General features: G+C 72.9%; 23 protein-coding genes and 1 tRNA gene. 10 read left to right on the top strand and 14 right to left on the bottom strand.

Annotated features, from left to right (window positions below):
- Positions 1-239: 239 nt before the first annotated feature.
- Entirely contained in the window at positions 240-1,415 is a 1,176-nt protein-coding gene (locus tag ABTY20_RS15930; protein ID WP_351997605.1) for an FAD-dependent oxidoreductase, read from the bottom strand.
- Between the two features lie 80 nt (positions 1,416-1,495).
- Between ABTY20_RS15930 and ABTY20_RS15925 the strand changes: the two genes are divergently transcribed.
- The gene (locus ABTY20_RS15925) at positions 1,496-2,146 is read left to right on the top strand and encodes a TetR/AcrR family transcriptional regulator (protein ID WP_351997604.1); all 651 of its coding nucleotides are present in this window, start codon (positions 1,496-1,498) and stop codon (positions 2,144-2,146) included.
- A 434-nt stretch (positions 2,147-2,580) separates the two neighbouring features.
- On the opposite strand, the gene ABTY20_RS15920 is transcribed toward ABTY20_RS15925, so the two are convergent.
- The 7 genes from ABTY20_RS15920 to galU all read right to left on the bottom strand — a co-directional run bounded on the left by ABTY20_RS15920 (position 2,581) and on the right by galU (position 8,090).
- Positions 2,581-2,654: transfer RNA gene (locus ABTY20_RS15920), tRNA-Ala, on the bottom strand.
- 60 nt (positions 2,655-2,714) lie between these two features.
- Complete coding sequence (sepX, locus tag ABTY20_RS15915) at positions 2,715-3,920, bottom strand: divisome protein SepX/GlpR (protein WP_351997603.1); 1,206 nt, start codon at positions 3,918-3,920, stop codon at positions 2,715-2,717.
- 172 nt (positions 3,921-4,092) lie between these two features.
- Positions 4,093-4,731, bottom strand: coding sequence for a GNAT family N-acetyltransferase (locus tag ABTY20_RS15910; protein ID WP_351997602.1), 639 nt, complete (start codon positions 4,729-4,731; stop codon positions 4,093-4,095).
- Between the two features lie 26 nt (positions 4,732-4,757).
- On the bottom strand, positions 4,758-5,264 hold the full coding sequence (locus ABTY20_RS15905) for a MogA/MoaB family molybdenum cofactor biosynthesis protein (RefSeq protein WP_351997601.1): 507 nt from the start codon (positions 5,262-5,264) through the stop codon (positions 4,758-4,760).
- A complete protein-coding gene (gene moaC, locus ABTY20_RS15900) occupies positions 5,261-5,773 on the bottom strand; it encodes a cyclic pyranopterin monophosphate synthase MoaC (RefSeq protein WP_351997600.1) in 513 nt (170 codons plus the stop codon). The genes ABTY20_RS15905 and moaC overlap by 4 nt, the downstream gene beginning before the upstream one ends.
- 86 nt (positions 5,774-5,859) lie before the next feature.
- The gene (glp, locus tag ABTY20_RS15895) at positions 5,860-7,182 is read right to left on the bottom strand and encodes a molybdotransferase-like divisome protein Glp (protein WP_351997599.1); all 1,323 of its coding nucleotides are present in this window, start codon (positions 7,180-7,182) and stop codon (positions 5,860-5,862) included.
- A complete protein-coding gene (galU, locus tag ABTY20_RS15890) occupies positions 7,179-8,090 on the bottom strand; it encodes a UTP--glucose-1-phosphate uridylyltransferase GalU (protein WP_351997598.1) in 912 nt (303 codons plus the stop codon). The genes glp and galU overlap by 4 nt, the downstream gene beginning before the upstream one ends.
- Positions 8,091-8,182: 92 nt before the next feature.
- Here galU and ABTY20_RS15885 point away from each other — a divergent pair, with 92 nt between their 5' ends.
- Positions 8,183-8,797 carry a 5-formyltetrahydrofolate cyclo-ligase gene (locus tag ABTY20_RS15885; RefSeq protein ID WP_351997597.1) on the top strand — a complete coding sequence of 205 codons (615 nt, stop codon included), beginning with the start codon at positions 8,183-8,185 and terminating at the stop codon, positions 8,795-8,797.
- Positions 8,798-8,863: 66 nt separating this feature from the next.
- On the opposite strand, the gene ABTY20_RS15880 is transcribed toward ABTY20_RS15885, so the two are convergent.
- The gene (locus ABTY20_RS15880) at positions 8,864-11,728 is read right to left on the bottom strand and encodes a penicillin acylase family protein (protein WP_351997596.1); all 2,865 of its coding nucleotides are present in this window, start codon (positions 11,726-11,728) and stop codon (positions 8,864-8,866) included.
- 215 nt (positions 11,729-11,943) lie between these two features.
- Here ABTY20_RS15880 and ABTY20_RS15875 point away from each other — a divergent pair, with 215 nt between their 5' ends.
- From ABTY20_RS15875 to mscL, 6 genes are all read left to right on the top strand, one after another.
- Complete coding sequence (locus ABTY20_RS15875) at positions 11,944-13,497, top strand: potassium/proton antiporter (RefSeq protein WP_351997595.1); 1,554 nt, start codon at positions 11,944-11,946, stop codon at positions 13,495-13,497.
- Positions 13,498-13,718: 221 nt separating this feature from the next.
- Positions 13,719-15,005 (top strand): MFS transporter, encoded by a 1,287-nt coding sequence (locus ABTY20_RS15870; protein ID WP_351997594.1) that lies wholly within the window; start codon positions 13,719-13,721, stop codon positions 15,003-15,005.
- Positions 15,006-15,072: 67 nt separating this feature from the next.
- The gene (locus tag ABTY20_RS15865) at positions 15,073-15,387 is read left to right on the top strand and encodes an FmdB family zinc ribbon protein (protein WP_351997593.1); all 315 of its coding nucleotides are present in this window, start codon (positions 15,073-15,075) and stop codon (positions 15,385-15,387) included.
- A 78-nt stretch (positions 15,388-15,465) separates the two neighbouring features.
- The gene (locus ABTY20_RS15860; RefSeq protein ID WP_351997592.1) at positions 15,466-16,308 is read left to right on the top strand and encodes an S-methyl-5'-thioadenosine phosphorylase; all 843 of its coding nucleotides are present in this window, start codon (positions 15,466-15,468) and stop codon (positions 16,306-16,308) included.
- 297 nt (positions 16,309-16,605) lie between these two features.
- Positions 16,606-17,103, top strand: a complete 498-nt coding sequence (locus ABTY20_RS15855; protein WP_351997591.1) for a hypothetical protein — start codon at positions 16,606-16,608, stop codon at positions 17,101-17,103.
- 135 nt (positions 17,104-17,238) lie between these two features.
- Entirely contained in the window at positions 17,239-17,709 is a 471-nt protein-coding gene (mscL, locus tag ABTY20_RS15850) for a large conductance mechanosensitive channel protein MscL (RefSeq protein ID WP_351997590.1), read from the top strand.
- A gap of 22 nt (positions 17,710-17,731) precedes the next feature.
- Here mscL and ABTY20_RS15845 read toward each other — a convergent pair whose 3' ends face one another.
- On the bottom strand, positions 17,732-17,908 hold the full coding sequence (locus ABTY20_RS15845; protein ID WP_351997589.1) for a hypothetical protein: 177 nt from the start codon (positions 17,906-17,908) through the stop codon (positions 17,732-17,734).
- A 44-nt stretch (positions 17,909-17,952) separates the two neighbouring features.
- Here ABTY20_RS15845 and ABTY20_RS15840 point away from each other — a divergent pair, with 44 nt between their 5' ends.
- Both ABTY20_RS15840 and ABTY20_RS15835 read left to right on the top strand, forming a co-directional pair.
- Positions 17,953-18,981 (top strand): P1 family peptidase, encoded by a 1,029-nt coding sequence (locus ABTY20_RS15840; protein WP_351997588.1) that lies wholly within the window; start codon positions 17,953-17,955, stop codon positions 18,979-18,981.
- Between the two features lie 196 nt (positions 18,982-19,177).
- Entirely contained in the window at positions 19,178-19,924 is a 747-nt protein-coding gene (locus ABTY20_RS15835; RefSeq protein ID WP_351997587.1) for a DUF6227 family protein, read from the top strand.
- Positions 19,925-19,945: 21 nt separating this feature from the next.
- Here the strand turns inward: ABTY20_RS15835 and ABTY20_RS15830 are convergent, their stop codons facing one another.
- From ABTY20_RS15830 to ABTY20_RS15815, 4 genes are all read right to left on the bottom strand, one after another.
- Complete coding sequence (locus ABTY20_RS15830) at positions 19,946-20,230, bottom strand: hypothetical protein (protein WP_351997586.1); 285 nt, start codon at positions 20,228-20,230, stop codon at positions 19,946-19,948.
- A 116-nt stretch (positions 20,231-20,346) separates the two neighbouring features.
- Entirely contained in the window at positions 20,347-22,461 is a 2,115-nt protein-coding gene (locus tag ABTY20_RS15825; protein ID WP_351997585.1) for a PTS fructose transporter subunit IIABC, read from the bottom strand.
- A 77-nt stretch (positions 22,462-22,538) separates the two neighbouring features.
- A complete protein-coding gene (pfkB, locus tag ABTY20_RS15820) occupies positions 22,539-23,486 on the bottom strand; it encodes a 1-phosphofructokinase (protein ID WP_351997584.1) in 948 nt (315 codons plus the stop codon).
- The gene (locus tag ABTY20_RS15815) at positions 23,483-24,244 is read right to left on the bottom strand and encodes a DeoR/GlpR family DNA-binding transcription regulator (protein WP_351997583.1); all 762 of its coding nucleotides are present in this window, start codon (positions 24,242-24,244) and stop codon (positions 23,483-23,485) included. Before ABTY20_RS15815 ends, pfkB begins: the two co-directional genes overlap by 4 nt.
- Positions 24,245-24,530 lie beyond the last annotated feature (286 nt).

The following is a 24,530-nucleotide window of genomic DNA, read 5'->3' as shown; positions in this document are numbered from 1 at the left end:
GCGCGTCCAGGGTCTGGACGACGCACGGTCGCTTCCGGATGCGAGCCAGGGCCGTTCTCCGCGCAGTCCCGCTGCACCCGTCGATCGCCCACGCCACCACCGGACGGACGTGAGCGTCCAACCCCGCACTCGTACGCTCCATGTGCACCGGCGCCTCCCTGTGAACGAGGCCCTGCCGACACCCGTCGCCGGCAACCCGCGTCCGTCTTCACGAGCGAGGCGTCGGGCCCACGGACCGTCTAGCGCGTGGCGGACGGTGATCCGCCTACGGCGGACAGGGAAGGCGGCTCATAGTCGTACAGGTATCCCTGCGCCCGTTCGAAGAACGGGAGGAGTACGCGCATCTTCGCCGCGTTGATCTGTCGCTTCACGGCGCCGGGCCGCTTGCTCTCACGGGCGTTGTGCCCGTGCTTGAGCAGCTTGTCGATGCGCGGGCGGCGTGCCTCGTCGTAGGCCTTGAGTGCCGCCGGGACGGTCGGGGCACTGCTCAGCGCCGCCGCGAGCTCCAGTGCGTCCTCGACGCACATCGAGGCGCCGTGGCCGACGCCGACAGGGTGGGCGGCGTCGCCGACCAGGACCATGCGCCCACTGTGCCACTTCTGGATCGGGTCGCAGACGCTCAGGTGGCCGGACGCGACCACCGACGTCGCGGCTGCAAGGAGGGCCCTCGGCGTTGCCTCCGGAAACAGCTCGGTGACGCGCCGTAGCCACTGCGCGTCGTCGACGCCTCGCAGGTCGGGCTTGACCGGATCCCCGATCTGCGCCGTCCACCACTGGGTTTGCTCGTCGATGCCGGTGTACACGAAGGCACCGTTGCGCGTGTAGGTGAGGTTCCAGACGCCGGGCTCGAGACCCGTCAGGTTGGAGATTCCGGCGACCCCGTAGAGCCCCGCGTACTCCGCGCGCGGCGCGGAGGAGTCGATCAGTCCGCGCACGGTCGACCAGATGCCGTCGGCACCCACGAGCAGCTCCGCGGTGTCGCGCCGGCCGGAGGCGAATTCTGCCACCACACTGTTCGCCGACTCCGTGGCGTCCACCAGGCGTTCGCCGGTGACGATCTGCGCGCCCGCGTCGAGCGCCGCGCGCCGCAGGACCGCCACGAGCCGTCCACGCTGGAGCGAGATGCTGCGCATCGGGTCGGCATCGCGACGAAGGCGTGGCACGTCGCCCAAGAGGTGGCCGCCCGCCGTGTAGAACCGCATCCGGTCGACGGGGAATCCGGCCGCCTGCACGTCGCGTAAGCAGCCCAGCTTCTCCAGTGCGCGCAGGCCGTTGACCGCCAGGCTGAAGTGGGCGCCGACGTCCTCGACCGGAACCTCGTACGCCTCGTAGACGGTCACGTCGTGACCGATCCGCTGCAGTGCAAGGGCGATGGCGGGTCCGGCCACCCCGCCACCGATCACGATCGTCCGCACGTTGCCTCCCTGAATTGAGTTTCACTGAATGCTGATTCAGCGTAAGTGTGTTCCGATACGCTGACGTCTGTCAACGGTCGATGGAGGACGACATGCCGCAGGCGAGTACCGCCAGTCGAAAAGTCCGGGCGGCCCAGACCCGTGCCGCGCTGCTGGACGCGGCGCGAGGGCTGTTCAACGACCGCGGCTACCTCAATACGAAGATCACCGACATCACCGCCGCGGCCGGACGCTCGACCGGCTCGTTCTACGAGCACTTCGCCGGCAAGGACGAGCTGCTCCAGGCGCTCCTCGCCGAGATGGAGGAGGCGATCGACGAGCGCATGGTCGGCCTGGAGCACCCCCGCGATCACGACCTGACCGACCGCGACCAGCTGCGCGACCACGTCGGTGTCGCGTGGAGGGTGATGCGGCAGAACCGCCCGGTCACGCTCGCACTGTTTCAGGCGATGGTGGCCGACGACCCCGGCACGGGCCGGGCCTGGCGCGACCTGCGCGAGCAGACGGGAACCATTCGGGAGCATCTGGAGTACCTGGTCGAGCGCGGACACCAGCTGCCCGGCGACCCCGAGTTCATCGCGGCGGCGATAGGCGCGATGCTCGTCACCCTCAACTACGCCGTGCTCACGCCCCCCGGCGACGAAGACGACCAGCACGTCATCGACACCCTCACGGATCTGCTGTTGCACGGGCTGACCGGGCCGGCGTCACGGCCAGCGGATGAACCCTGAGAGACCACGTGCGCGTCGCTCCCACGCTGGTCGAGGACGAGGCTTCGCCGACGCGGCCAGGCCCGACACCGCAGCCTCGTGCGTTCTGCGTCGCGAATCGCGCTTCACCGGTACGTGAGTGACGTGACTCCCACCATGCGTCCCTTTCGGCATGGCCGGGCGGGAGGTGGCGCCTCCCGCCCCGTCCGACCGACCAGGGTCCGTCTTCGGAGATCATCGGGCGGTGGATCACGGTGGGGTGATACGCCGTCATGAACCCACCGATACGGGCCGCGGCCCGTGACCGACCATCCGGAGGGCGTCGCCCCAGCGGGCAGGTGGGCGGACTTGCGTACTCACCACGCCTGAAACGACGAGATCCCGACCCGACGGTGACCGTCTGATCGGGATCTCGCTAACCGCTCCCGGGCTAACCCACGAACGGCCTTGTGCAGTGGACCTGAGGGGATTTGAACCCCTGGCCCCCTCGATGCGAACGAGGTGCGCTACCGGACTGCGCCACAGGCCCTTGCAACGAGTGAAACTTTAGCATCCCGATCGGGGTGCTCGGAAATCCGTTGGCCCGGCGCTACTCGTTGGCGGCCTTCGGGCGCTCCCCGTCCTCGTACTGGTCGAAGAGAGGGGTGCGTCCACGCTCGCGGGAGCGGCGGGCCGAGGCGGCCCGGCGGGCGTCGCTGCGGTCGTCGGCGGGAGCCTCCGGGTCCGGGTCCGCCTCGTCGTCGGCCGGGCCTTGCGCCTCGTCCACCGGTACCGCGCTGGAGCGGGCCGAGCTCCAGGTGTCCGGGGCGCCGAGGTCCACCTCGCCCGTGGCGCGGGGGGCGACCGGGGCGGTCACGTACGTGGGGAGCGGCACCGGGACCGGGTCCCAGCTGTCGCCGCCCTGGCCGGGCCGCCGCTCCCGCTCGCGCTGCTGGTCCACCCACTCGGCGTGGTCGGTCTGCTCGACGAGCGCCCGCCGGTCCGCGGCGAGCGCGGTCAGGCCCGGGTCGGTGTCGGTCCCCGCTTCCGGTCCCTCCGGTTCGTCGGGGTCGGCCTCCTCGACGGACGGGCGGCGGCGCGGCTGGCGTTCCCGCTCGCGCAGCCGCTGTGCGGCGGCCTCGGCCTGGCGGCGGTCCATCTGGTAGGCGAAGCGGCGGCGCTCCTGGGAGCGGAGGTAGGCGATGTACGCGCTCAGCAGTACGGCCGGTACGCCGGGCGCCCAGAGGAAGGCCAGCCCGCCGACCGCCGCGACGATCGCGCCGAGCGTGAAGGCGGCGAAGAGCATCATGGTGGTGCGCCGGCGGCGGGCGAGCGCCTTGGAGCGCTGGGCGCGTGCGGCGGCGGCCTGCGCCGCCCGGGCCCGCTGGGCGTCCGGTCCGCGGCGGGCGGCCGGCACCCGTCCCCGCGCGGCGGCCGGTTCGGGCGTCCGCCGTTCCACGCGTTCGTGCGGAGGCCGGCCGGGCGCCGCCTCCGGCCGTTCCACGGGGGCCGGCGGTGCGGGCACCTGGGTCTGCGGGCGGGTCTGGGACACGGCGAAGGCCCGGACGTCCACCGAGTCGGTGACCGCGTCCGGGTCGTGGACGCTCGGCTCCCCCTCGTCGGCGGAGCGCGCCCGCAGGTCCTTGGCGTACCGGCGCTCCATGCCCGCCCGTCCGGACAGCAATCGGATGGCGGTGCTGAAGCGTTCCGTCGGACGGGCCTCGTTCAGCTCGTCCTGCCTACGGAGCCACATCGGCACCAAGTAGGCGGCCCAGGCCCCGACGATGACTGCGTAGATGAGGCCGCTGCTGCTCACGTCTCACACCGTAGAGGGGTTTGCACGGGGCCATACGCCAATTGGGCCGGTGTGTCGCACGATCCGGCTGATATTTCGAACTTTTCTTGTGACCGATGCGATCAGGGGCCCGCCCGAAGCGGGAATTCCGCGTCCGAAGGCGGTCGCCTTCCCCTTTAATTCGAACGTTTATTCAATTTCCGGAGCTGTGCGGGATTCCCGGATCGCGCCGTTCACGGCCGGCCCGCCCCCCGGAGCGTGCCCGCCTCCACCGGGCGAGCAAACCGTCGGGGACCTCCTCCACCGTGAGCGCGAAGACGAGGTGGTCGCGCCAGGCGCCGTCGATGTGGAGATAACGGGGGCGCAGTCCCTCCTCCCGGAATCCGAGTTTCTCCACGACCCTGCGACTCGGTCCGTTCTCGGGGCGAATGCAGACCTCGATACGGTGCAGTCCGACGGTGCGGAAACAGTGGTCCACCGCCATCGCCACGGCCGTCGGCACCACTCCCCGGCCGGCCACCGCCTCGTCCACCCAGTAGCCGATGTGGCCCGAGCACATCGAGCCCCAGGTGATCCCGGCGACCGTCAACTGACCGACCAGGCGGCCCTGGTACTCGATGACGAACGGCAGCATCCGGCCCGCGTTCGCCTCGGAGCGCAGGTGGCGGACCATCTGGCGGTAGGTCGGCCGGTGGATGACCGGGCCGCTGGGCGTGGGCGGCGGGATGGTCGCCTCCCAGGGCCGCAGCCAGTCGCGGTTGCGCCGGTTGATCTCGCGCCAGGCCTTCTGGTCGCGCAGCCTTATCGGCCGGAGGACGATGTCGCCGTCCACCAGCTCGGCCGGCCAGTGCGGGGTGCTCAGCTCGCACCCCCGCCCGTGGCGTCCGGCCTGGGGTGGTCCCCGCCGCGCAGCTGGTCCACGGCGTGCCCCAGCAGCGGCTCCAGGACCGCGAGACCGTCCTTCACCCCACCGCCGGACCCGGGGAGGTTGACGATCAGGGTCCGGCCCGCGACCCCGGCGAGCCCCCGGGAGAGGGCGGCGGTGGGCACCTTGTCCCGGCCGTACGCCCGGATGGCCTCCGCGATGCCGGGGACCTCGTGGTCGATGACCCGGCGGGTCGCCTCGGGGGTGCGGTCGGTGGGCGAGACGCCGGTGCCGCCGGTGGTGACGACGACGTCGTACCCGGCGTCGACGCCCGCGCGCAGGGCGGCCTCCACGGGGTCGCCGTCGGGGACCACCCGGGGGCCGTCGACCGCGAAACCGAAGCGCCGCAGCCCCTCCGCGACCAGCGGGCCGCCCTTGTCCTCGTAGACGCCGGCGGCGGCCCGGCTGGAGGCGGTGACGACGAGCGCGCGATAGCTCATGCCCTGCTCCAGTCGCCCGACTTTCCGCCCGTCTTCTCCTCGACCCGTACGTCCGTGATGACCGCCTCCTTGTCGACCGCCTTGACCATGTCGATCACGGTGAGCGCGGCGACGGAGACCGCGGTGAGCGCCTCCATCTCGACGCCCGTGCGATCCGTCGTCCGCACCGTCGCCGCGATCTCCACGGCGTCGTCCGCGACCGACAGGTCCAGTTTCACACCGGAGACCGACAACGGGTGACAGAGCGGGATCAGGTCGGGGGTGCGTTTGGCGCCCATGATGCCCGCGATCCGCGCGGTGGCCAGCGCGTCGCCCTTGGGGACGCCCTCGCCGCGCAGCAGCTCGATCACGCGCGGTGAGACGAGGACGCGGCCGGTGGCCCGCGCGGTGCGCGCGGTGACGTCCTTGCCGGACACGTCGACCATGCGGGCGGCGCCCGCCTCGTCGATGTGGGTCAGGCGGGACTGCTCGGAGGAACCGGGGGTCTCCCCCCGGGAAGGCACGGTCATGATCGTGTGGCGCTCCCGGTCCTGGCCCGGCGCGGTGCGGCGCACGGGCCTGCTGTGCGCGACACGGTACCGCCAACCGGCCGCGCTCAGCCGAGCAGGACCACCTCCACCTCGGTGCCGGGCGCGACGGACTCGGCGTCCTCGGCGACCACGATCAGCGCGTTCGCCTGCGCGAGCGCCGCCACCAGGTGGGAGCCGGCGCCCCCCACGGGCGTCACCGTGCCGTCGGCGTACCGGCCGCGCAGGAACTGGCGGCGGCCCCGGGGGGAGGCCAGCGCCCGGTCGGCGGTGAGCTTCGCGCGGGCCCTCGGCCGGTGGACGTCCGTCAGGCCCATCAGGGTGCGGATGGCGGGACGGACGAACAGCTCGAAGGAGACGTAACTGGAGACCGGGTTGCCGGGCAGGGCCAGCAGCGGGGTGTGGTCGGGGCCGATGGAGCCGAAGCCCTGCGGCTTGCCCGGCTGCATGGCGAGCCTGCGGAAGTCGACGCCGCTGCCGGGCTCGTCCTCGTCCGCCGCGTACGACAGCGCCTCCTTGACGACGTCGTACGCCCCGACGCTCACACCGCCGGTGGTGACCATGAGGTCGGCGCGCACCAACTGGTCCTCGATGGTGTCCCGCAGGGTCGTGGCGTCGTCGGCGACGGCGCCCACGCGGTAGGCGATCGCGCCGGCGTCCCGTGCGGCGGCGGTGAGGGCGAAGCTGTTGGAGTCGTAGATCTGACCCGGGCGCAGTTCCTCGTCGGGCTGGACGAGTTCACTGCCGGTGGAGAGCACCACCACGCGCGGGCGCGGGCGCACCCGCACGGTGCCGCGGCCGATCGCGGCGAGCAGGGAGATCTGCGGCGGGCCGAGGACGGTGCCGGCCGCCAGCGCGCGGTCTCCGGCCCTGACGTCGCTGCCCCGGGCGCGCACGTGCGCGCGCGCCTCGGCCGGGCGGTACACGTTCACCTGCCCGGTGGCGCCCTCGGGGGCCAGGCTGCGGGCGCGCATCCCGGTGGCCGGGCCCTCGCCGAGGCCGCCGTCGGTCCACTCGACCGGGACGACGGCCTCCGCGCCGGGCGGGAGCGGGGCGCCGGTCATGATGCGGGCGGCCTGGCCGGGGCCGACGTGGAGGAGGTCGGCCGCGCCGGCGGCGACGTCCCCGACGACCTCGAGGGCCGCCGGGTACTGCTCGCTCGCGCCGGCGACGTCCGCGACCCGCACCGCGTACCCGTCCATGGAGCTGTTGTCGAACGGGGGCAGGGGGACCGGCACCGTGACGTCCTCGACCAGGACGCAGCCCTGGGCGTCGAGGAGGTTCAGCTCGATGGGTTCGAGGGGCCGGACGGTCGCGAGGATGTCGTCCAGGTGCTCGTCGACCGACCAGAGGCGGTCCGGGCCTGCGGTGCGGGGCGCGGCGGTACTCAACGTTGCTGCATCTCCTCGGTGACGTATCGCTGGAGCCAGGTCCGGAACTCCGGTCCCAGGTCCTCACGTTCGCACGCGAGCCGGACGATGGCACGCAGGTAGTCGCCGCGGTCGCCGGTGTCATAGCGGCGGCCCTCGAAGACCACGCCGTGCACCGGGCCGCCGATCCCCTCGTCCGTCGCGAGCTGCTGGAGGGCGTCGGTGAGCTGGATCTCGCCGCCGCGGCCGGGCTCGGTCTTGCGCAGGATGTCGAACACGGCCGGGTCGAGGACGTAGCGGCCGATGATGGCGTAGTGGGACGGCGCCTCCTCGGCGGCGGGCTTCTCGACCAGGCCGGTGACCTTGACGACGTCGGCGTCCGCGGTGGTCTCCACCGCGGCGGAGCCGTAGAGGTGGATCTGCTCGGGGGCCACCTTCATGAGCGCGACGACGCTGCCGCCGTACCGGCGCTGGATGTCGATCATGCGCTGCAGCAGGGGGTCGCGCGGGTCGATCAGGTCGTCGCCGAGGAGGACGGCGAAGGGCTCGTCGCCGACGTGCGGGGCGGCGCACAGCACGGCGTGACCGAGGCCCTTGGGGTCGCCCTGGCGGACGTAGTGCATGGTGGCCAGGTCGCTGGACTGCTGGACCTTGGCGAGGCGGTCGGCGTCGCCCTTCTTCTGAAGGGCGGACTCCAGCTCGTAATTGCGGTCGAAGTGGTCCTCCAGCGGGCGCTTGTTGCGGCCCGTCACCATGAGGACGTCGTCGAGGCCGGCGGAGACGGCCTCTTCGACCACGTACTGGATCGCCGGCTTGTCGACGACCGGCAGCATCTCCTTGGGAGTGGCCTTGGTGGCCGGCAGGAACCGGGTGCCGAGGCCGGCTGCGGGGATGACAGCCTTGCTGATCCGAGGGTGTGACTGAGACATGCCCGACACCATATCGGGCCCCTTTGCAGCGAATCCGAGACTCCGGCTCATTATCGATCATATGAACACAATGGAACGGTACGGGAACAGACGTGAGACACCAGCAGGACACGAACGAGCCCGACAAGCGGGTATGGCGCCGGAATCTCCTCACGGTGAGGAATGGGCTGACGGCGGAATACCTGCGGGAATCCGCCGCCGCCCTGGCCCGGCGGGCGCTCGCCCTGCCCGAGCTGGCGCACGCGCGCACGGTGGCGGCGTACGTCTCCGTGGGGAGCGAACCCGGCACGCTCGCCCTGCTGGACGCGCTGCGCGCGCGGGGCACCCGCGTCCTGCTGCCCGCGCTGCTGCCCGACGACGACCTGGACTGGGGCGCGTACGAGGGCGAGGATTCACTCACCCGCGTGCGGCACGGCGCCCGGATGGCGCTCCTCGAGCCCGCGGGACCGCGGCTCGGGCCGGACGCCGTCACGGAGGCAGACGCCGTGCTGCTGCCGGGCCTGGCCGTCGACACGCGCGGGATGCGCCTGGGGCGCGGCGGCGGCTCCTACGACCGGGTCCTCGCCCGGCTGGAGCGCGCGGGCGCGCGTCCGTCGCTGGTGGTGCTGCTGTACGACACGGAGGTCGTCGCGCGTGTCCCCGCCGAGCCGCACGACCGTCCGGTGCACGCGGTGGTGACCCCGTCCGGGGCACGCCGGTTCGGCTGAGACCCGCACACGCGAAAGCGGCCCCACGCGTGTGCGTGGGGCCGCTTCCGACGGCGGGGGCCGGGGTCAGGGCTTCAGCAGCAGGGTGTCGCTGGTGCTGCCCTCGACCGCCTTCTTCGAGTACGACCACTCCAGCAGCTCGCCCTCGGCCCACTTGTCCGTCTGGTCGACGTAGTGGGCGTTGTAGGCGTGCCCGGAGGCGCCGGTGAGGTTGATCCACCGGGACTTGTCGAGGTCGCCGAGGTTCACCACCATCCGCATGGACGGCACCCACACCACGCCGTAGCCCCCGGCGGCGTTCCAGCCGGTCGCGTTGACGGTGGCCTCGCCGCCGCCCAGCTTCCACGGACCCCGGTTGAGCATGTACTGCAGGAAGTCCGGGCCCTCGGTGCCGAGGGTCTGGTTGTTCAGGAACAGGCGGTGCAGCCGGCCCCAGCTCCAGCTGTCGATGTCCTTGCCGAGCTTGGCGGTCAGCTCCCAGCGGGCGTCGATCAGGGCCCGCTCGAACAGCTCGTCACGGTTGGCCGCGGCGGGACGGGTGCCCGACTTGGGGGTCGTCCACCAGTCGCTGTCCTCCTTGTCCATCAGCTTGCGGACCACCTCGAACCAGCGGTCGCCGCCGTCGGGCTGCGCCTGGTCGGCGTCGCGCCGGCCGCACTCGCGGACCTTGCCGGTCTCGTCGGCGGGCCCGGTGGTGTTGACCGGGTCGACCCACAGGCACTGGCCCTTGACCCGCACCTCCTTGGGCAGCTTGTGGCCGAAGGAGAGCTTGAGGACGTTGCGCCACACGGAGTTGAAGTAGGCGGCGGCCGCCGAGTCGGCGTCCTGGGTGTAGTCCCAGCCCTCCAGCAGCTTCTGCGCCTCACGGACGTCCGCGTCCTCGACGTCGATCTTGAGCAGGTGCGGTACCAGCGTCTGGGCGATGGAGCTGAAGTTGTCGAGCTGCATCTGCCGCATGTCGTCGGTGGAGATCTTGCCCCCGTCCTTGATCTTCGACTTGATCAGGTCGGTGATCCGCCGGCTGCGGGCGCCGTAACCCCAGTCGGTGGTCAGCGTGTACGGGTAGTCCTCGTCGACGACGGCCTGGTTGGCGGTGACGATGTAGCCGCGGTCCGGGTTGTACTCGTAGGGCAGCGCGTCCTGGTCGATCCAGTCGGTCCACTCGTAGTCGGGGTCCCAGCCGGGGGCGGGGAGGGAGCCGTCGTGGTCCTCCGCGCGGACGGGGATCCTGCCGGGCAGCGTGTAGCCGATGTTGCCCTCGGTGTCCGCGTAGACGAGGTTCTGCGAGGGCACCTCGAACAGGGTGGCCGCCTCGCGGAACTCGTCCCAGTCCTTCGCGCGGTTGATCGCGAAGACGGAGTCCATGGTGCGGCCCGGCTCCAGCGCGGTCCAGCGCAGGGCGACGCCGTAGCCGTCGCCCCGGTCGGGGGCGGCGCTGTCGACGCCGGCCTTCTTGCCGGTCGTCACCAGTTCGTCGGAACGGTCGGAGAGCAGGGGGCCGTTGTTGGTCTCGCGGACGACGATCTTCTGCGCCTCGCCACCGGCGACCTCGATGGTCTCCTCGCGGGTCTTGAACGGCACCACCTTGCCGCCGTACTGGTAGCCGTCGCCGGTGATCTTCTCCAGGTAGAGGTCGGTGACGTCGACGCCGGAGTTGGTCAGGCCCCAGGCGATGTCCTGGTTGTGGCCGATTATGACGCCCGGCATGCCCGCGAAGGTGTAGCCGGTGACGTCGTACTGGCACGAGGCGGAGACGCTGCGGCAGTGCAGGCCCATCTGGTACCAGACGGAGGGCAGCGAGGCCGACAGGTGCGGGTCGTTGGCGAGCAGCGGCTTGCCGGTGATGGTGTGCTCGCCGGAGACGACCCAGGAGTTGGAGCCGATGCCGTCGCCGTTGACGCCGACGGCGGTGGGGAGGTCCTCCAGGACCCGCTGGAGGCCGGTCAGCTGGCTCTCCAGGGCGGAACCGCCGGTGCCGGTACCGGTCCCCGTGCCCGTACCCGTACCGGTCCCAGTGCCGGTCCCCGTGCCCGTACCGGTCCCCGTACCCGTACCGGTCCCCGTACCCGTACCGGTCCCCGTACCCGTACCGGTCCCCGTGCCGATGCCCGCACCCGTGCCGGTGCCGGTGCCGGTGCTCTCGCCCTGCTCGTACGCTCCGGTGAGCTGGTTGTACTGGCCTTCCTGGACCACCGGCTTGTTCCGGCCGTACGGGTACGCCGGGTACAGGTCGGCGATCTGCTTCGGGCCGAGGCGGCTGGTCAGCAGCGCGCGGTCGATCTCGTCCTGCATGTTGCCGCGCAGGTCCCAGGCCATCGCCTTCAGCCAGGCCACGGAGTCGACCGGGGTCCACGCACCGGGCTTGTAGTCGTTCTCGAAGCCCAGCGCCGCGTACTCCAGGGAGATCTCCTCGCCCTCCTTGCCCTCCAGATAGGCGTTGACGCCCTTGGCGTACGCCTGGAGGTACTTCTTCGCGGCGGGGGAGAGCTTCTTCTCGTACTCCTCCTGCGCGACCCGGTGCCAGCCCAGGGTGCGCAGGAACGCGTCGTTGTCGACCTGGCCCGCGCCGAACATCTCCGACAGGCGCCCGGCGGTCATGTGCCGGCGGACGTCCATCTCGTAGAACCGGTCCTGCGCCTGGACGTAGCCCTGCGCCATGAACAGGTCCTCGTCGGAGGAGGCGTAGATCTGCGGGATGCCGTAGCCGTCCCGTTTGACGTCGACGGTCCCCGACAGGCCCTGGAGCGTGACGGAACCCTTGGTCTGCGGGAAGGAGGCGCGCACGGTGCTGACCGACCAGTACGCCCCGTAGGCGAGACCGCCGATCAGGGCCAGCACCAGGACGAGCACGATCAGTCGGGCCCTGCGCCCCTTCTTCCTGCCGGACGTGCCGGGCGGCTGACCCGTGGAGGCGGTGGTGTCGGTGGGCATCGCTGTCCTTGCTGTCCTAACGCGAGCGGCAGGTCGGGCTGTGCTTTTAACTGAGCGCTGGAGCAACGATAGGCGCAGGGCCCCGTGGCACTTGACGCGGAGTGCGGAACCAGCCCGGACGGACGTTCGATCTTGCCCTCGAGAGCGTCAAGAACGCGTCAAGAGTTAGGTAAGGTAACGAAGTAGTTTGCCGCGCAAGCGGTGGATCGCATGCGATGTACGTGAGCTCACGCGCGGTGCGCCTGAGTCAGGGAAGGGAACGGCCGCTGACTGTCCACCACCTCAACCAGCTTCTGCTCGTCTGCTCGATCGTCCTGCTCGTCGCCGTCGTCGCGGTCCGGATCTCCTCGCGCAGCGGGCTCCCCAGCCTGCTCGTCTACCTCGGCATCGGCATCGGCATCGGCCAGGACGGCATCGGCGACATCCACTTCGACAACGCCGAGCTGACCCAGGTCATCGGATACGCGGCCCTGGTCGTGATCCTGGCCGAGGGCGGTCTGGGCACGAAGTGGACGGAGGTGAGACCGATCCTGCCGTCCGCCGCCACCCTCGCCCTGACCGGCGTCGCGGTGAGCGTGGGCGTCACGGCGTCGGCCGCGCACTTCCTGGTCGGGCTGGAGTGGCGGCAGGCGCTGATCATCGGCGCGGTGGTGTCGTCGACCGACGCGGCGGCCGTCTTCTCGGTGCTGCGGAAAATACCGCTCCCGTCGCGGGTGACGGGGACGCTGGAGGCGGAGTCCGGCTTCAACGACGCGCCCGTCGTCATCCTGGTCGTCGCCTTCTCCTCGGCCGGACCGGTCGAGCACTGGTACGTCCTGGTCGGCGAGATAGCCCTGGAGCTGGCCATCGGCGCCGCCATCGGGCTCGCGGTGGGCTGGCTGGGCGCCTGGGGACTGCGGCACGTGGCACTGCCCGCCTCCGGCCTCTACCCGATCGCCGTCATGGCCATCGCCGTCGTCGCCTACGCCGCCGGCGCCCTCGCCCACGGCAGCGGCTTCCTCGCCGTCTACCTCGCCTCGATGCTGCTGGGCAACGCCAAACTGCCGCACTGGCCCGCCACCCGCGGCTTCGCCGAGGGACTCGGCTGGATCGCCCAGATCGGCATGTTCGTCCTGCTCGGCCTGCTCGTCACCCCGCACGAACTGGGCGACGACATCGTGCCCGCGCTGGTCATCGGGCTGGCGCTCACCATGGTGGCCCGCCCGCTGAGCGTGGTCTTCTGCCTGCTGCCGTTCCGGGTGCCCTGGCAGGAACAGACGCTGATGTCGTGGGCGGGACTGCGCGGCGCCGTGCCCATCATCCTGGCGACGATCCCGATGGTGCAGGGCGTCGCCGGGAGCGAGCGGATCTTCAACATCGTCTTCGTCCTGGTCGTCGTCTACACCCTCGTCCAGGGCCCGACGCTGCCCTGGCTGGCCCGCAAGCTGCGCCTGGGCGCGGACTCCGCCGCCGACCTCGGCATCGAGTCGGCGCCCCTGGAGCGACTGCGCGGACACCTGCTGTCGGTCGCCATCCCGGCCGGGTCGCGGATGCACGGCGTGGAGGTCGCCGAGCTGCGGCTGCCGGCCGGGGCCGCCGTCACCCTCGTGGTGCGCGACGGGACGTCCTTCGTGCCGCTGCCGTCGACGGTGCTGCGGCGCGGGGACGAGCTGCTCGTCGTCGCCACCGACCCGGTGCGGGACGCCGCCGAACGACGTCTGCGCGCGGTCGGCCGGGGCGGCAAGCTGGCCGGCTGGCTGGGCGCCGGCGGACCGCAGGCGGGGCACTGAGGACGTGCCCGGTCCCACAGCGTCCGTCAGGTGATCCCTGTACGATGTGAAGGACCCCAGATCGAACCAACTCTGCCTGACGCAGAGCTGGCGCGACCGTATGGCGGCCGGAACGCCCCGAGCTGTGGCGCCGGCATCTACCGCAGTCAGCGCAAGAGGACAGCTCTCGGCGTGCCCGCACACCGCGCGGACCGCTACCAGGCGGCGGAAAGGCACGGGCCGTGGCATCCACGGTCACCACGTCGAAGGACTCGTCGGCCGCCTCCCGACCGGGATACGGCCGACTGCTGCGCACGCGCGGCGCGTGGACGTTCCTGCTCCCCGGCTTCGCGGCACGCCAGCCGTTCGCGATGCTCACCCTCTCCATCGTGCTGCTGGTGCAGCACACCACCGGCTCGTACGGCGCGGCCGGCGCCGTCGCGGCCGTCACCGGCGTCTCCATGGCGCTGTTCGCGCCCTACAGCGGACGTCTCGCCGACCGTCACGGGCAGCGTGCCGTCCTCGTGCCCGGCGTCCTGGTGCACACGGCGGCCGGAGGAACCCTCACCGCGCTGGCGCTGGCCGACGCGCCCCTGTGGGCGCTGTTCGCCGCCGCCGTGCCCACGGGCGCCTCGGTGCCGCAGATCGGGCCCATGGTGCGGGCCCGCTGGGGCGTACGGCTCAAGGACTCCCCGCTGCTGACCACCGCGGCGGCCTTCGAGTCCGTCACCGACGAGTTCACCTTCGTCGTCGGACCGCTGCTGGCGACGGCGCTGTGCACGGCCGTCGACCCGGCCGCGGGCCTGCTCACCGAGGCGGGGCTGACGCTGGTCGGCGGCCTGCTGTTCGCCGCGCAGAAGGGCACCCAGCCCGAGGCGGGCCGCACCGGGCACGCGCGCGCGGAGCACGCCTCCGCGCTGCGCGTCCCGGGCGTGCGCGTGCTGATCGTGACCTTCCTGGGCATCGGTTCCGTCTTCGGCGGCATGCAGGTCTCGCTGGCCGCGTTCACCGAGTCGATCGGCGAGCCCGGACTGAACGGCGTCCTCTACGGCGTCTTCGCCGCGGGCAACATGCTCTCCGGCATCGCCTGCGGCGCGATCGCCTGGAAGACCGCCCCGCAGCGGCGCCTGGTGCTCGGTTACACGGCGCTCGCGCTGACCGCGTCCGCCCTGTGGACCGCCCACTCGGCGCTGCTGCTGGCCGGGCTCGGCCTGCTGGTCGGCATGTGCATCGCACCGGCCCTGATCACCGGCTACACCCTGGTGGAGGACCTGGTCCCGGCGGGCGCCCGCACCGAGGCCTTCACCTGGCTGACCGGCGCCGTCGCGCTGGGCCAGGCGGCGGCCGTCACGGCCGCCGGACAGCTGGAGGACCGCCTGTGGGGCGGCGCCGGCTTCCTGGTGCCGATGGCCGGTACGGTGCTGGCCCTCGTGACGCTGCTGGCGCTGCGTTCGCGGCTGTCCGCGGGCCCGCGCGGACGCACCGCCGCACGTGGCGTGGGTCACCGCGAGTCCGTCGCAGTGGACTGAACCCACGGAATACGTCAAGATGGATCGTCGTTAGCACTCATCGAGTGAGAGTGCCAGGAGGAAGACAGTGCCGACCTACCAGTACCAGTGCACCGAGTGCGGCGAGGGCCTCGAGGCGGTGCAGAAGTTCACCGACGACGCCCTGACCGAGTGCCCGAACTGCCAGGGCCGCCTGAAGAAGGTGTTCTCGGCGGTGGGCATCGTCTTCAAGGGCTCCGGCTTCTACCGCAACGACAGCCGCGGCTCCTCGTCGAGCAGCTCGCCGGCGTCGTCGAAGTCGTCCAGCGCCTCGTCGTCGACGTCCTCCTCCTCGGACTCGGCTTCGAGCACGTCGTCCGGCTCGTCCGGTTCGAGCAGCTCCACCAGCACCACCGCCGCGTAGGGCCGCCTCCTCACGGGATCCCGTCGTCCTCCGACGACGGGGTCCTCGGCGTTTCCGGAGGCGGTTAGGGTGCGGGACATGGCGAACATGGCGAAGGCCGGGATCGGCGTGATCGGCGGCTCCGGCTTCTACTCCTTCCTCGACGACGTGACCGAGGTCCAGGTGGACACCCCCTACGGGGCGCCCAGCGACTCCCTCTTCCTCGGCGAAGTGGCCGGCCGACGGGTCGCCTTCCTCCCCCGGCACGGACGCGGCCACCACCTGCCGCCGCACCGCATCAACTACCGGGCCAACCTGTGGGCGCTGAGGTCGGTCGGCGTGCGCCAGGTCCTCGGACCGTGCGCGGTGGGCGGCCTGCGCCCCGAGTACGGGCCGGGCACGCTGCTGGTGCCGGACCAGCTCGTGGACCGTACGAAGTCCCGGGCGGGCACCTACTTCGACGGGCTGCCGCTGCCCGACGGCACGGTGCCGAACGTGGTCCATGTGTCGCTGGCCGACCCCTACTGCCCCACCGGACGGGCCGCCGCGCTCAAGGCGGCCCGCGGGCGGGACTGGGAGGCGGTGGACGGCGGCACGCTGGTCGTGGTCGAGGGGCCGCGCTTCTCCACCCGCGCCGAGTCGTCGTGGCACCGGGCGCAGGGCTGGTCGGTGGTGGGCATGACCGGCCACCCCGAGGCGGCGCTCGCCCGTGAGCTGGAGCTCTGCTACACCTCCCTGACCCTGGTCACCGACCTGGACGCCGGCGCCGAGACCGGTGAGGGCGTCTCCCACGACGAGGTGCTGCGGGTGTTCGCCGCCAACGTGGACCGGCTGCGGGGCGTGCTCTTCGACGCGGTGGCCGCGCTGCCGGCGACGGAGGAACGGGACTGCCCGTGCACCTCGGCACTGGGCGGGATGAACCCCGGATTCGCCCTGCCGTAACCGCCCGGCGGGCGGAGGATCCCGTTCGGGCGGGGAAGTTCTCCACAGGGCCGTGGCACGTCCACAGGGCCCGGCGGGGCGCGGCGCGAGGCCTCATCGTGGGGATCGCAAACCGGTCCCTCGTCCCAGGTGGTGGTCCCCGTGTCCCGTCCTCCCTCCTCGCTCCGCGCCCCCTCCCCCGCCGTCCCGCGCCCGCCCGGCGCCGCCTTCCCCCACCCACCCGGCGCCGCCTTCCCTCACCCACCCGGCGCCGCCTTCCCCCACCCACCCGGCCCTGAAGTCCCGCCCCCGTGCGAGGTGCCGCACTTCGCCCCGGTACGGGTGCGCGGCGTCCTGCCGCTCCCGGCCCGGCTCGTACGGCACCGGAGGCGGGCCGCGGCGCTCGGCCTCGCGGTCACGGCGGCCGCGCTGGTGGCGGCGGGGCCACGGGACGCGGACCGGCCCCGCGGGCGTCCCGAGGGGCCCCCGGCCGTCCGGACCGCCCCGGCCTCCCCCGGGGACCGTCCCGTGCGGCACGCGGACACGGCGGTCACGGCGGCGGTGCGGATCGCCGACGCGGCCACGGTGCGGCTGCTGCGGCCGGGCGACCGGGTGGACGTGATCGCCGCCGGGGACCCGGTGCCCGGGGGCGGGACCCGCGTGGTCGCGCGCGGAGCGCGCGTGAGCGACGTGCCGGAACCGGCGGACGGGGCGGACGACGGCGGGGCGCTGGTCGTGCTGTCGGTGCCGCGCGCCACCGCGGCCGAACTGGCCGGCGCGAGCGCCACGGCACGGCTGGCGGTGACGGTGTGCTGAGCCGCGCCCCCTGCCTCCCGGCGCGCCCGCCGGGCCCCCGCGCCGAACGCCCCGACTGGACACGGCGGCGCAGGCGTGACGTAGGTTGCGGAGCGCTTTCTTCCGCACCCTGCGCACGAGAAATGAGGCCTCGAAGTGAGCGACCAGGAGAAGACGGGCATCCTGCAGGGTTTCAAGACCTTCCTGATGCGGGGCAACGTCGTCGATCTGGCCGTGGCGGTGGTCATCGGCGCCGCCTTCACCAACATCGTCAACGCGGTCGTGAAGGGCGTCATCAATCCGCTGGTGGGGGCTTTCGGCACCCAGAACCTGGACGGCTACAGCTCGTGCCTGAAGGGCCCCTGCGAGGGCACCGGGGACGCCGCGACCGGAGTCAGGATCCTGTGGGGCTCGGTCCTCGGGGCGACGCTGCAGTTCCTGATCACCGCGGCGGTCGTCTACTTCCTGATGGTGCTGCCCATGGCGAAGTACCTGGCCCGGGTGGAAGCCCGCCGGAAGGCGAAGGAGGGCACGCACGAGGTCATCGAGGTCACCGAGCTGGAGGTGCTCAAGGAGATCCGCGACACCCTCGTCGCCCGGCGCGGCACCGGGCGGGACGAGCGGTAGCGGCGGTCCGCCGGCCGACGGGTCAGATGTGGTGGGGCGGCTTCTCGTCGAGGAAGCGCTTCAGATCGGCCGCGCCGTCACCGGACGGGCGCTCGCCCCAGCCGCGGTCGGTGTCGTCCGAGGACCGCTGGTCCAGCGGGTCGTCGAAGACCAGCGTGGGCTTCGGCTCGTCCGGGCGGGGGTCGGGGGCGCTGCTCATACGTCCAGGGTACGGCCGCCCCCCGGCCGGGCAGGACTGGCCTCATGACAGCTGACGCTCTGACGGACGTGGCCGGCGTGCGCGTGGGACACGCGACGCGGACCGGCGACGGATGGCTCACCGGCACCACGGTCGTGCTCGCGCCCGAGGGCGGGGCCGTGGCCGCGGTGGACGTGCGCGGCGGCGGGCCGGGCACGAAGGAGACCGACGCGCTGGATCCGCGCAACCTGGTGCGGGGGGTCGAGGCGATCGTGCTGACCGGGGGCAGCGCCTACGGGCTCGACGCGGCGTCCGGGGTGATGGCCTGGCTGGAGGAGCGGGGGCGCGGGGTGCGCGTCGGTCCGGATCCCGCGCACGTGGTGCCGGTGGTGCCGGCCGCCTGTGTCTTCGACCTGGGCCGGGGCGGCGACTTCCGGGCCCGGCCGGACGCGGCCACCGGCCGGGCCGCGGTCGAGGCGGCGGCGGCGACCGGTCCGGGCGCACCGGTGCCGCAGGGTTGCGTGGGCGCCGGCACGGGGGCGGTGGCCGGGCAGGTGAAGGGCGGGATCGGCACCGCGAGCACGGTGCTGGGGTCGGGCATCACGGTGGCCGCGCTGGTGGTGGCCAACGCGGCGGGGTCGGTGGTGGATCCGGAGACGGGGGTGCTGTACGGGGAGTTGTTCCAGGGGCGGGTGCGTCACCCGGAGCCGGAGGTCCACGGGGCCGCGCTGCGGCGGCTCGCGGAGGCGGCGGAGCGGAACGCGGCCCCGCCGCTGAACACCACGCTCGCGGTGGTGGCCACCGACGCCGTCCTGTCCAAGGCGCAGGCGCAGAAGCTGGCCGGCACCGCGCACGACGGCATCGCGCGGGCGGTGCGGCCGGTGCATCTGCTCAGCGACGGCGACACCGTCTTCGCCCTGGCCACGGGCGGCCGCCCGCTGGACGCGGCGGACCCCCTGGCCCTGAACGAGGTCCTCGCGGCGGGCGCGGACCTGGTGACCCGTGCGATCGTGCGGGCGGTCCGTGCCGCCCGCCCGGTGGCGGGCCCGGGCGGATCCTGGCCGTCGTACGGGGAGTTGTACGGCGGACGTTGAGGAGGGAGCGGGCGGACGGCTGTGGAAGTACCGCTCGACCGGGAGCAATTGATGTCCGTCCCGGCTCCTTCGGGAACTCCTCTTGCGCTCCGCCCGTTTTTCGGCCATACGTTTTCTCAGTTCCCGGACACGATGTCCGACCGAGGGGCTACGGTATGCACCCACCAGGTGACATGCAGCGACGCCGGGAGAAACCTTGAGCGTTCCGTACGACGCGGCAGCGTACGAACCGTCCGACTCGCCCGAGTCTCCGGAGGAGTACCTCGCGCGTCTCCTCGGCCGTGCCCTGAACTCCTTCGAGCTGCCGGACGAGGCGGTCCGACGGCTGGACTGCGCGCTGGCGTACGACGGTTCGCTGCACTCCGCGCACCACAGCGCGGGTCTGCACCGGGAGACCTACCGGCACACCTGGCTGCTCGCCGACGGTTCGGCCCTGACGCTCTGGGAGCTCGTGCACAACGCGGCGCCGGGGGACGAGCCGCAGCACGAGGTGTACGTGGACGAGGAGGAGCTGCGCACGGCCACCGCCCGGCTGCCGCTGCCGCCGGACGCGCCGGACTTCGAACTGCCGGTGACGGTGCGGCTGATGCCGCCTCCCGCACTGCGGCACCGCTACGTGCCGGAGGATTCCGCGGATCACGCGCGCCGTTTACTGCGCCGGGCGGAGAACGCCGACCGGCCGGGCGCCCGGACGGCCGCGCTGCTGGCCACGGCCCGCGCGCACCGGATCACCCAGGCCTTCGGCCGCCCGTCCCGCGCGGGGCGTCCGGGACTGTCCTTCTCGCTCTACGAGCACGCGTTCCTGCTGGGCGACGGTGCGGAGATGTCCGTGTGGGAGGTCGAGCACACCGTCACGCCGGACGGACGGCACATGTGCGAGGTGTACGCCAGCGAGGACGCGGCGCGGGACGCGATGGAGCGCCGGGCGGCGCAGGTCCCCTGACGCGACGGCCGGGGCCGCGGCTCAGTCCCCTTCGCTGAAGCGCCGCACCAGCACGGCGAACGCGTCGCGTTCCGCAGGGGTGAGCCGTACCGCCTCCGCGTGCGGTCCGGTCCGCCGCTGGCGCGGGATCACCGGGACGCCGTGGGGCGTGTGCCGCGGGGTGGCCTCGAGGTGCCCCCGGGCGCGCCCGCGCGTCCGCACCCGTCGACGCCGCAGGGCGTCGGTCAGGCCCGCCGCGCAGGCCACGGCCACCAGGGCGAGGACGGCAACACCCGTCGTCCGCGAGAGTGTCGTGTACTCAGGCATGCGGCCCAGTACACACCACGATCCGGGACTTCGACCCCGGATCGTGATGATCGTGATCTATATCGCAGTAGGCATGAACCGCGCACACCTACCCAAACGGACGCACCGTCCTCTCCCTACGCGGCCACCGGCTGCTTGCTCCCCGCCGACGGCGCCGGGGTCTCCCCGCCCGTGCCCGTGGTGGCCGGGGCCGGCGTGCGCAGGCCCTTGAGGACGATCACCAGGGCCGCCGTGACGCAGACACCCGCGGCGACCGCGACCAGGTAGAGGAGCGGGTTGCCGATCAGCGGGACCACGAAGACGCCGCCGTGCGGGGCGCGCAGGGTGGCGCCGAAGGACATCGACAGGGCGCCGGTGACCGCGCCGCCCGCCATCGAGGCCGGGATCACCCGCAGCGGGTCGGCGGCGGCGAACGGGATGGCGCCCTCGGAGATGAAGGAGGCGCCGAGCACCCAGGCGGCCTTGCCGTTCTCGCGTTCGGTGCGGTCGAAGAGCCTGCCGCGGACCGTGGTGGCCAGGGCCATCGCCAGCGGCGGCACCATGCCGGCGGCCATCACCGCGGCCATGATCTTCATCGCGGAGTCGCTGGGGCTCGCGACGGCGATCCCGGCGGTGGCGAAGGTGTAGGCGACCTTGTTGACCGGGCCGCCGAGGTCGAAGCACATCATCAGGCCGAGGAGGGCGCCGAGCAGGACGGCGTTGGTGCCGGTGAGGCCGTTCAGCCAGTCGGTCATGCCCTTCTGGGCCTCGGCGATGGGCTTGCCGATGACGACGAACATCAGGAAGCCGACGACCGCCGTGGAGACCAGCGGGATCACCACCACCGGCATGATGCCGCGCAGGGCCGCCGGGATGCGCGCCCTCTGGATCGCGAGCACCACACCGCCGGCGATCAGGCCGGCCGCGAGGCCGCCGAGGAAGCCGGCGTTGACGGTGAGCGAGATCGCGCCGCCGACGAAGCCGGGCACCAGGCCGGGCCGGTCGGCCATGCCGTAGGCGATGTAGCCGGCCAGGACCGGGACGAGGAAGCCGAAGGCGACGCCGCCGATCTGGAAGAGCAGCGCGCCCCAGCTGTCGGCCCGGGTCCACACGAAGTGCTCCATCACCGAGGGCGCCTCGTTGATCTCGTAGCCGCCGATCGCGAAGCCGAGGGCGATGAGCAGACCGCCCGCCGCGACGAACGGCACCATGTAGCTGACGCCGGACATCAGCCACGTGCGCAGCCTGGTGCCGTAGCCCTCGCCGCCGTCGCCGGCCCGCTCGACGGGCGTACCGCCGGACGCGGTGGCCGCCGCGGCGACCTCGCCGCGCTCGGCCTTGCCCCTCACCTCGGCGATCAGCCCGGCCGGGCGGTTGATGGCCGCCTTGACGCCGGTGTCGACGGTGGGCTTGCCGGCGAAGCGTTCCTTCTCCCGGACGGGCACGTCGTGGGCGAAGATCACGCCGTCGGCCGCCTCGATCACGGCCGGGTCGAGCCGGGTGAAGCCGGCCGAGCCCTGGGTCTCGACGGCGATCTCGACGCCGGCCTCCCGGCCGGCGATCTCCAGCGACTCGGCGGCCATGTAGGTGTGGGCGATGCCGGTGGGGCAGGAGGTGACGGCGACGACCCGGAACGGACGCTCCTCACCGGGTGCGGTGGTGCCCGTGGCGGCACCGGCGGAGGCCGCCCCCGGTGCCGCCACGGAGTCCTCGGCGCCCGCGGACGTCCCGGGACCCGTGGGGTCCTCGGCGTCCGTGGGGTCCTCGGCGTCCGTGGGGTCCTCGGCGTCCGTGGGGTCCTCGGCTCCGGCTTCCTCACCCCGGATGAGCGCCGCCGCGGTCCCCGCGTCGCCCACCGAGCGCAGGGCGTCGGTGAACCCGGCGTCCATCAGCTGCCGGGCCAGCGACGACAGGATCGTCAGATGGGCGTCGTCGGCGCCGGCCGGGGCGGCGATGAGGAAGATCAGGTCGGCGGGCCCGTCCGCCGCGCCGAAGTCGATCCCGGCGGCGCTGCGCCCGAAGGCCAGCGTGGGCTCGGTGACGTGCTCGCTGCGGCAGTGCGGAATGCCGATGCCGCCGTCGAGGCCGGTCGGCATCTGCGCCTCCCGGGCGGCGACGTCGGCGAGGAAGCCGTCCAGGTCGGTCACCCGGCCCAGGGCCGCCATGCGCTCGGCGAGGGCGCGCGCCGCCGCCTCCTTGGTCTCGGCGGACAGGTCGAGATCGACCAGTTCCGCGGTGATCATGTCACTCATCGCGGGCTCCTTCGCACGCGTATCGCCCGTGCAGCGGGGTGGGCGGAAGGGGGGGACGGGGGTGAGGAGGGGGTGGTTCACGACACCGGCTCCCGCAGTACGCGGTCGGCGGGTACGTCGGCCGTGACGGTCACGGCGGCCGGGTCCAGGTCGGCCGGGGCCGGCATCACGCTGCCGGGGAGCCGGACGGCCGCCGCGCCGTGGGCCACGGCGGAGGCGAGCGCCTCGGGGCCGCGTCCGCCGGCGACGAGGAACCCGGCCAGCGAGGAGTCGCCGGCGCCCACGTTGCTGCGGACGGCGTCCACCGCGGCGGTGCCGAACCAGGCGCCGTCGTCGTCCACGAGGAGCTGCCCGTCGGCGCCGAGGCTCGCGAGGACGGTCCGGGCGCCCATCCCCCGCAGTTCCTCGGCCGCCTTCAGCGCGTCGCCCACGGTGGCCAGGGGCCGCCCCACGGCCTCGGCGAGCTCCCCGGCGTTCGGCTTCACCACGTCGGGCCGCTCGCGCAGGGCCGCGAGCAGCGCGGGTCCGGAGGTGTCCAGGGCGACGCGCACGCCGGCGGCGTGCACCCGGGCGACCAGTTCGGCGTACCAGGAGGGGCCGAGTCCGCGCGGCAGGCTGCCGCAGCAGGCGATCCAGTCGGCGCCCGGGGCCTGCCGGCGCACGGTGTCCAGCAGCAGCTCCTGCTCGGCCGGGGTCAGCTCCGGACCCGGTGCGTTGATCTTCGTGAGGACGCCGTCGGCCTCGGCGAGCGCGATGTTGGAGCGGGTGGCGCCGGCGACCGGGACCGGGGCGACCTCGATGCCCTGCGCGTCGAGCAGCCCGGCGACCAGGGCGCCCGGCGCGCCGCCCAGCGGCAGCACGGCGACCGTGCGCCGGCCGGCCGCGGTGACGGCGCGCGAGACGTTGACCCCCTTGCCCCCGGGGTCGACGCGTTCGCCGGTGGCCCGGACGACCTCACCGCGGTCCAGCGAGGGGACCTCGTAGGTGCGGTCGAGGGACGGGTTGGGGGTGACGGTGAGGATCATGCGCGTACCACTTCCGTGCCGCCGCGCTCGATGGCGGCGGCGTCCTGCGGGTCGAGCCCGCTGTCGGTGATCAGCAGGTCCACGTCGTCCAGGCCGCCGAAGCGGGCGAAGTGCTCCTGGCCGTGCTTGGAGGAGTCGGCGAGCAGCACCACGCGGCGGGCGGCGGCCATGGCCGCGCGCTTCACGGCGGCCTCGGCGAGGTCGGGCGTGGTCAGCCCGTGTTCGGCGGAGAACCCGTTCGCGGCGACGAACAGGACGTCCGCGCGGATCTCGGCGTACGCGCGCAGCGCCCAGGCGTCCACGGCGGCGCGCGTACGGTGCCGTACGCGCCCCCCGACGAGGTGGAGCTGGATGCCGGGGTGGTCGGCGAGGCGGGCCGCGACGGGCAGGCTGTGGGTGACGACGGTGAGGGAGATCTCCGCCGGCAGGGACCCGGCCAGCCGCGCCACCGTCGAACCGGCGTCGACGATCAGCGTGCCGTCGGCCGGGAGCTCCGCGAGGGCGGCCCTGGCGATGCGGTCCTTCTCGCCGGCCGCGGTGGTCTCCCGCTCGGCGAGGTCCGGTTCGAGGTCGAGACGTCCGGCGGGGATGGCCCCGCCGTGCACCCTGCGCACCAGTCCGGCGCGGTCGAGCGCCTTCAGGTCCCGGCGGATGGTCTCGGCCGTCACCTCGAACGCCTCGGCCAGCGAGACCACGTCCACCCGGCCGCCGTCACGGGCGAGCCGGAGGATCTCCTGCTGGCGTTCCGCTGCGTACATGTCCGCCGCCTCCCGTCCCCTCATGCCCGAACGTGTGGTTTCACTCGGAGAGTACGTCGGGATGTCCGGAAAGTAAACGGACAACGGACAGGATCGGACACGATCGGGCTTCCGTTTGCGTCTGCTCTCCGGACCGGACGACGCGGGAGGGGCCCGGCGCCCCCCTGGGATGCTGTTGGTTAATTCGGGCTCTCGCGTGACGTCGGCTCCCAAGACCCGGTTGTGGTCTTGGGAGCCGATGTCGTTTGGGGAGGGTGTCGATGTCGATGCGGCCGGCAGGGCTGGG

It is taken from the genome of Streptomyces sp. NPDC126497 (genome assembly GCF_040302425.1).
Classification (GTDB): Bacteria; Actinomycetota; Actinomycetes; order Streptomycetales; family Streptomycetaceae; genus Streptomyces.
Note: the sequence above shows the minus strand (reverse complement) of the source record. Positions and strands in the feature narration are given on the sequence as shown.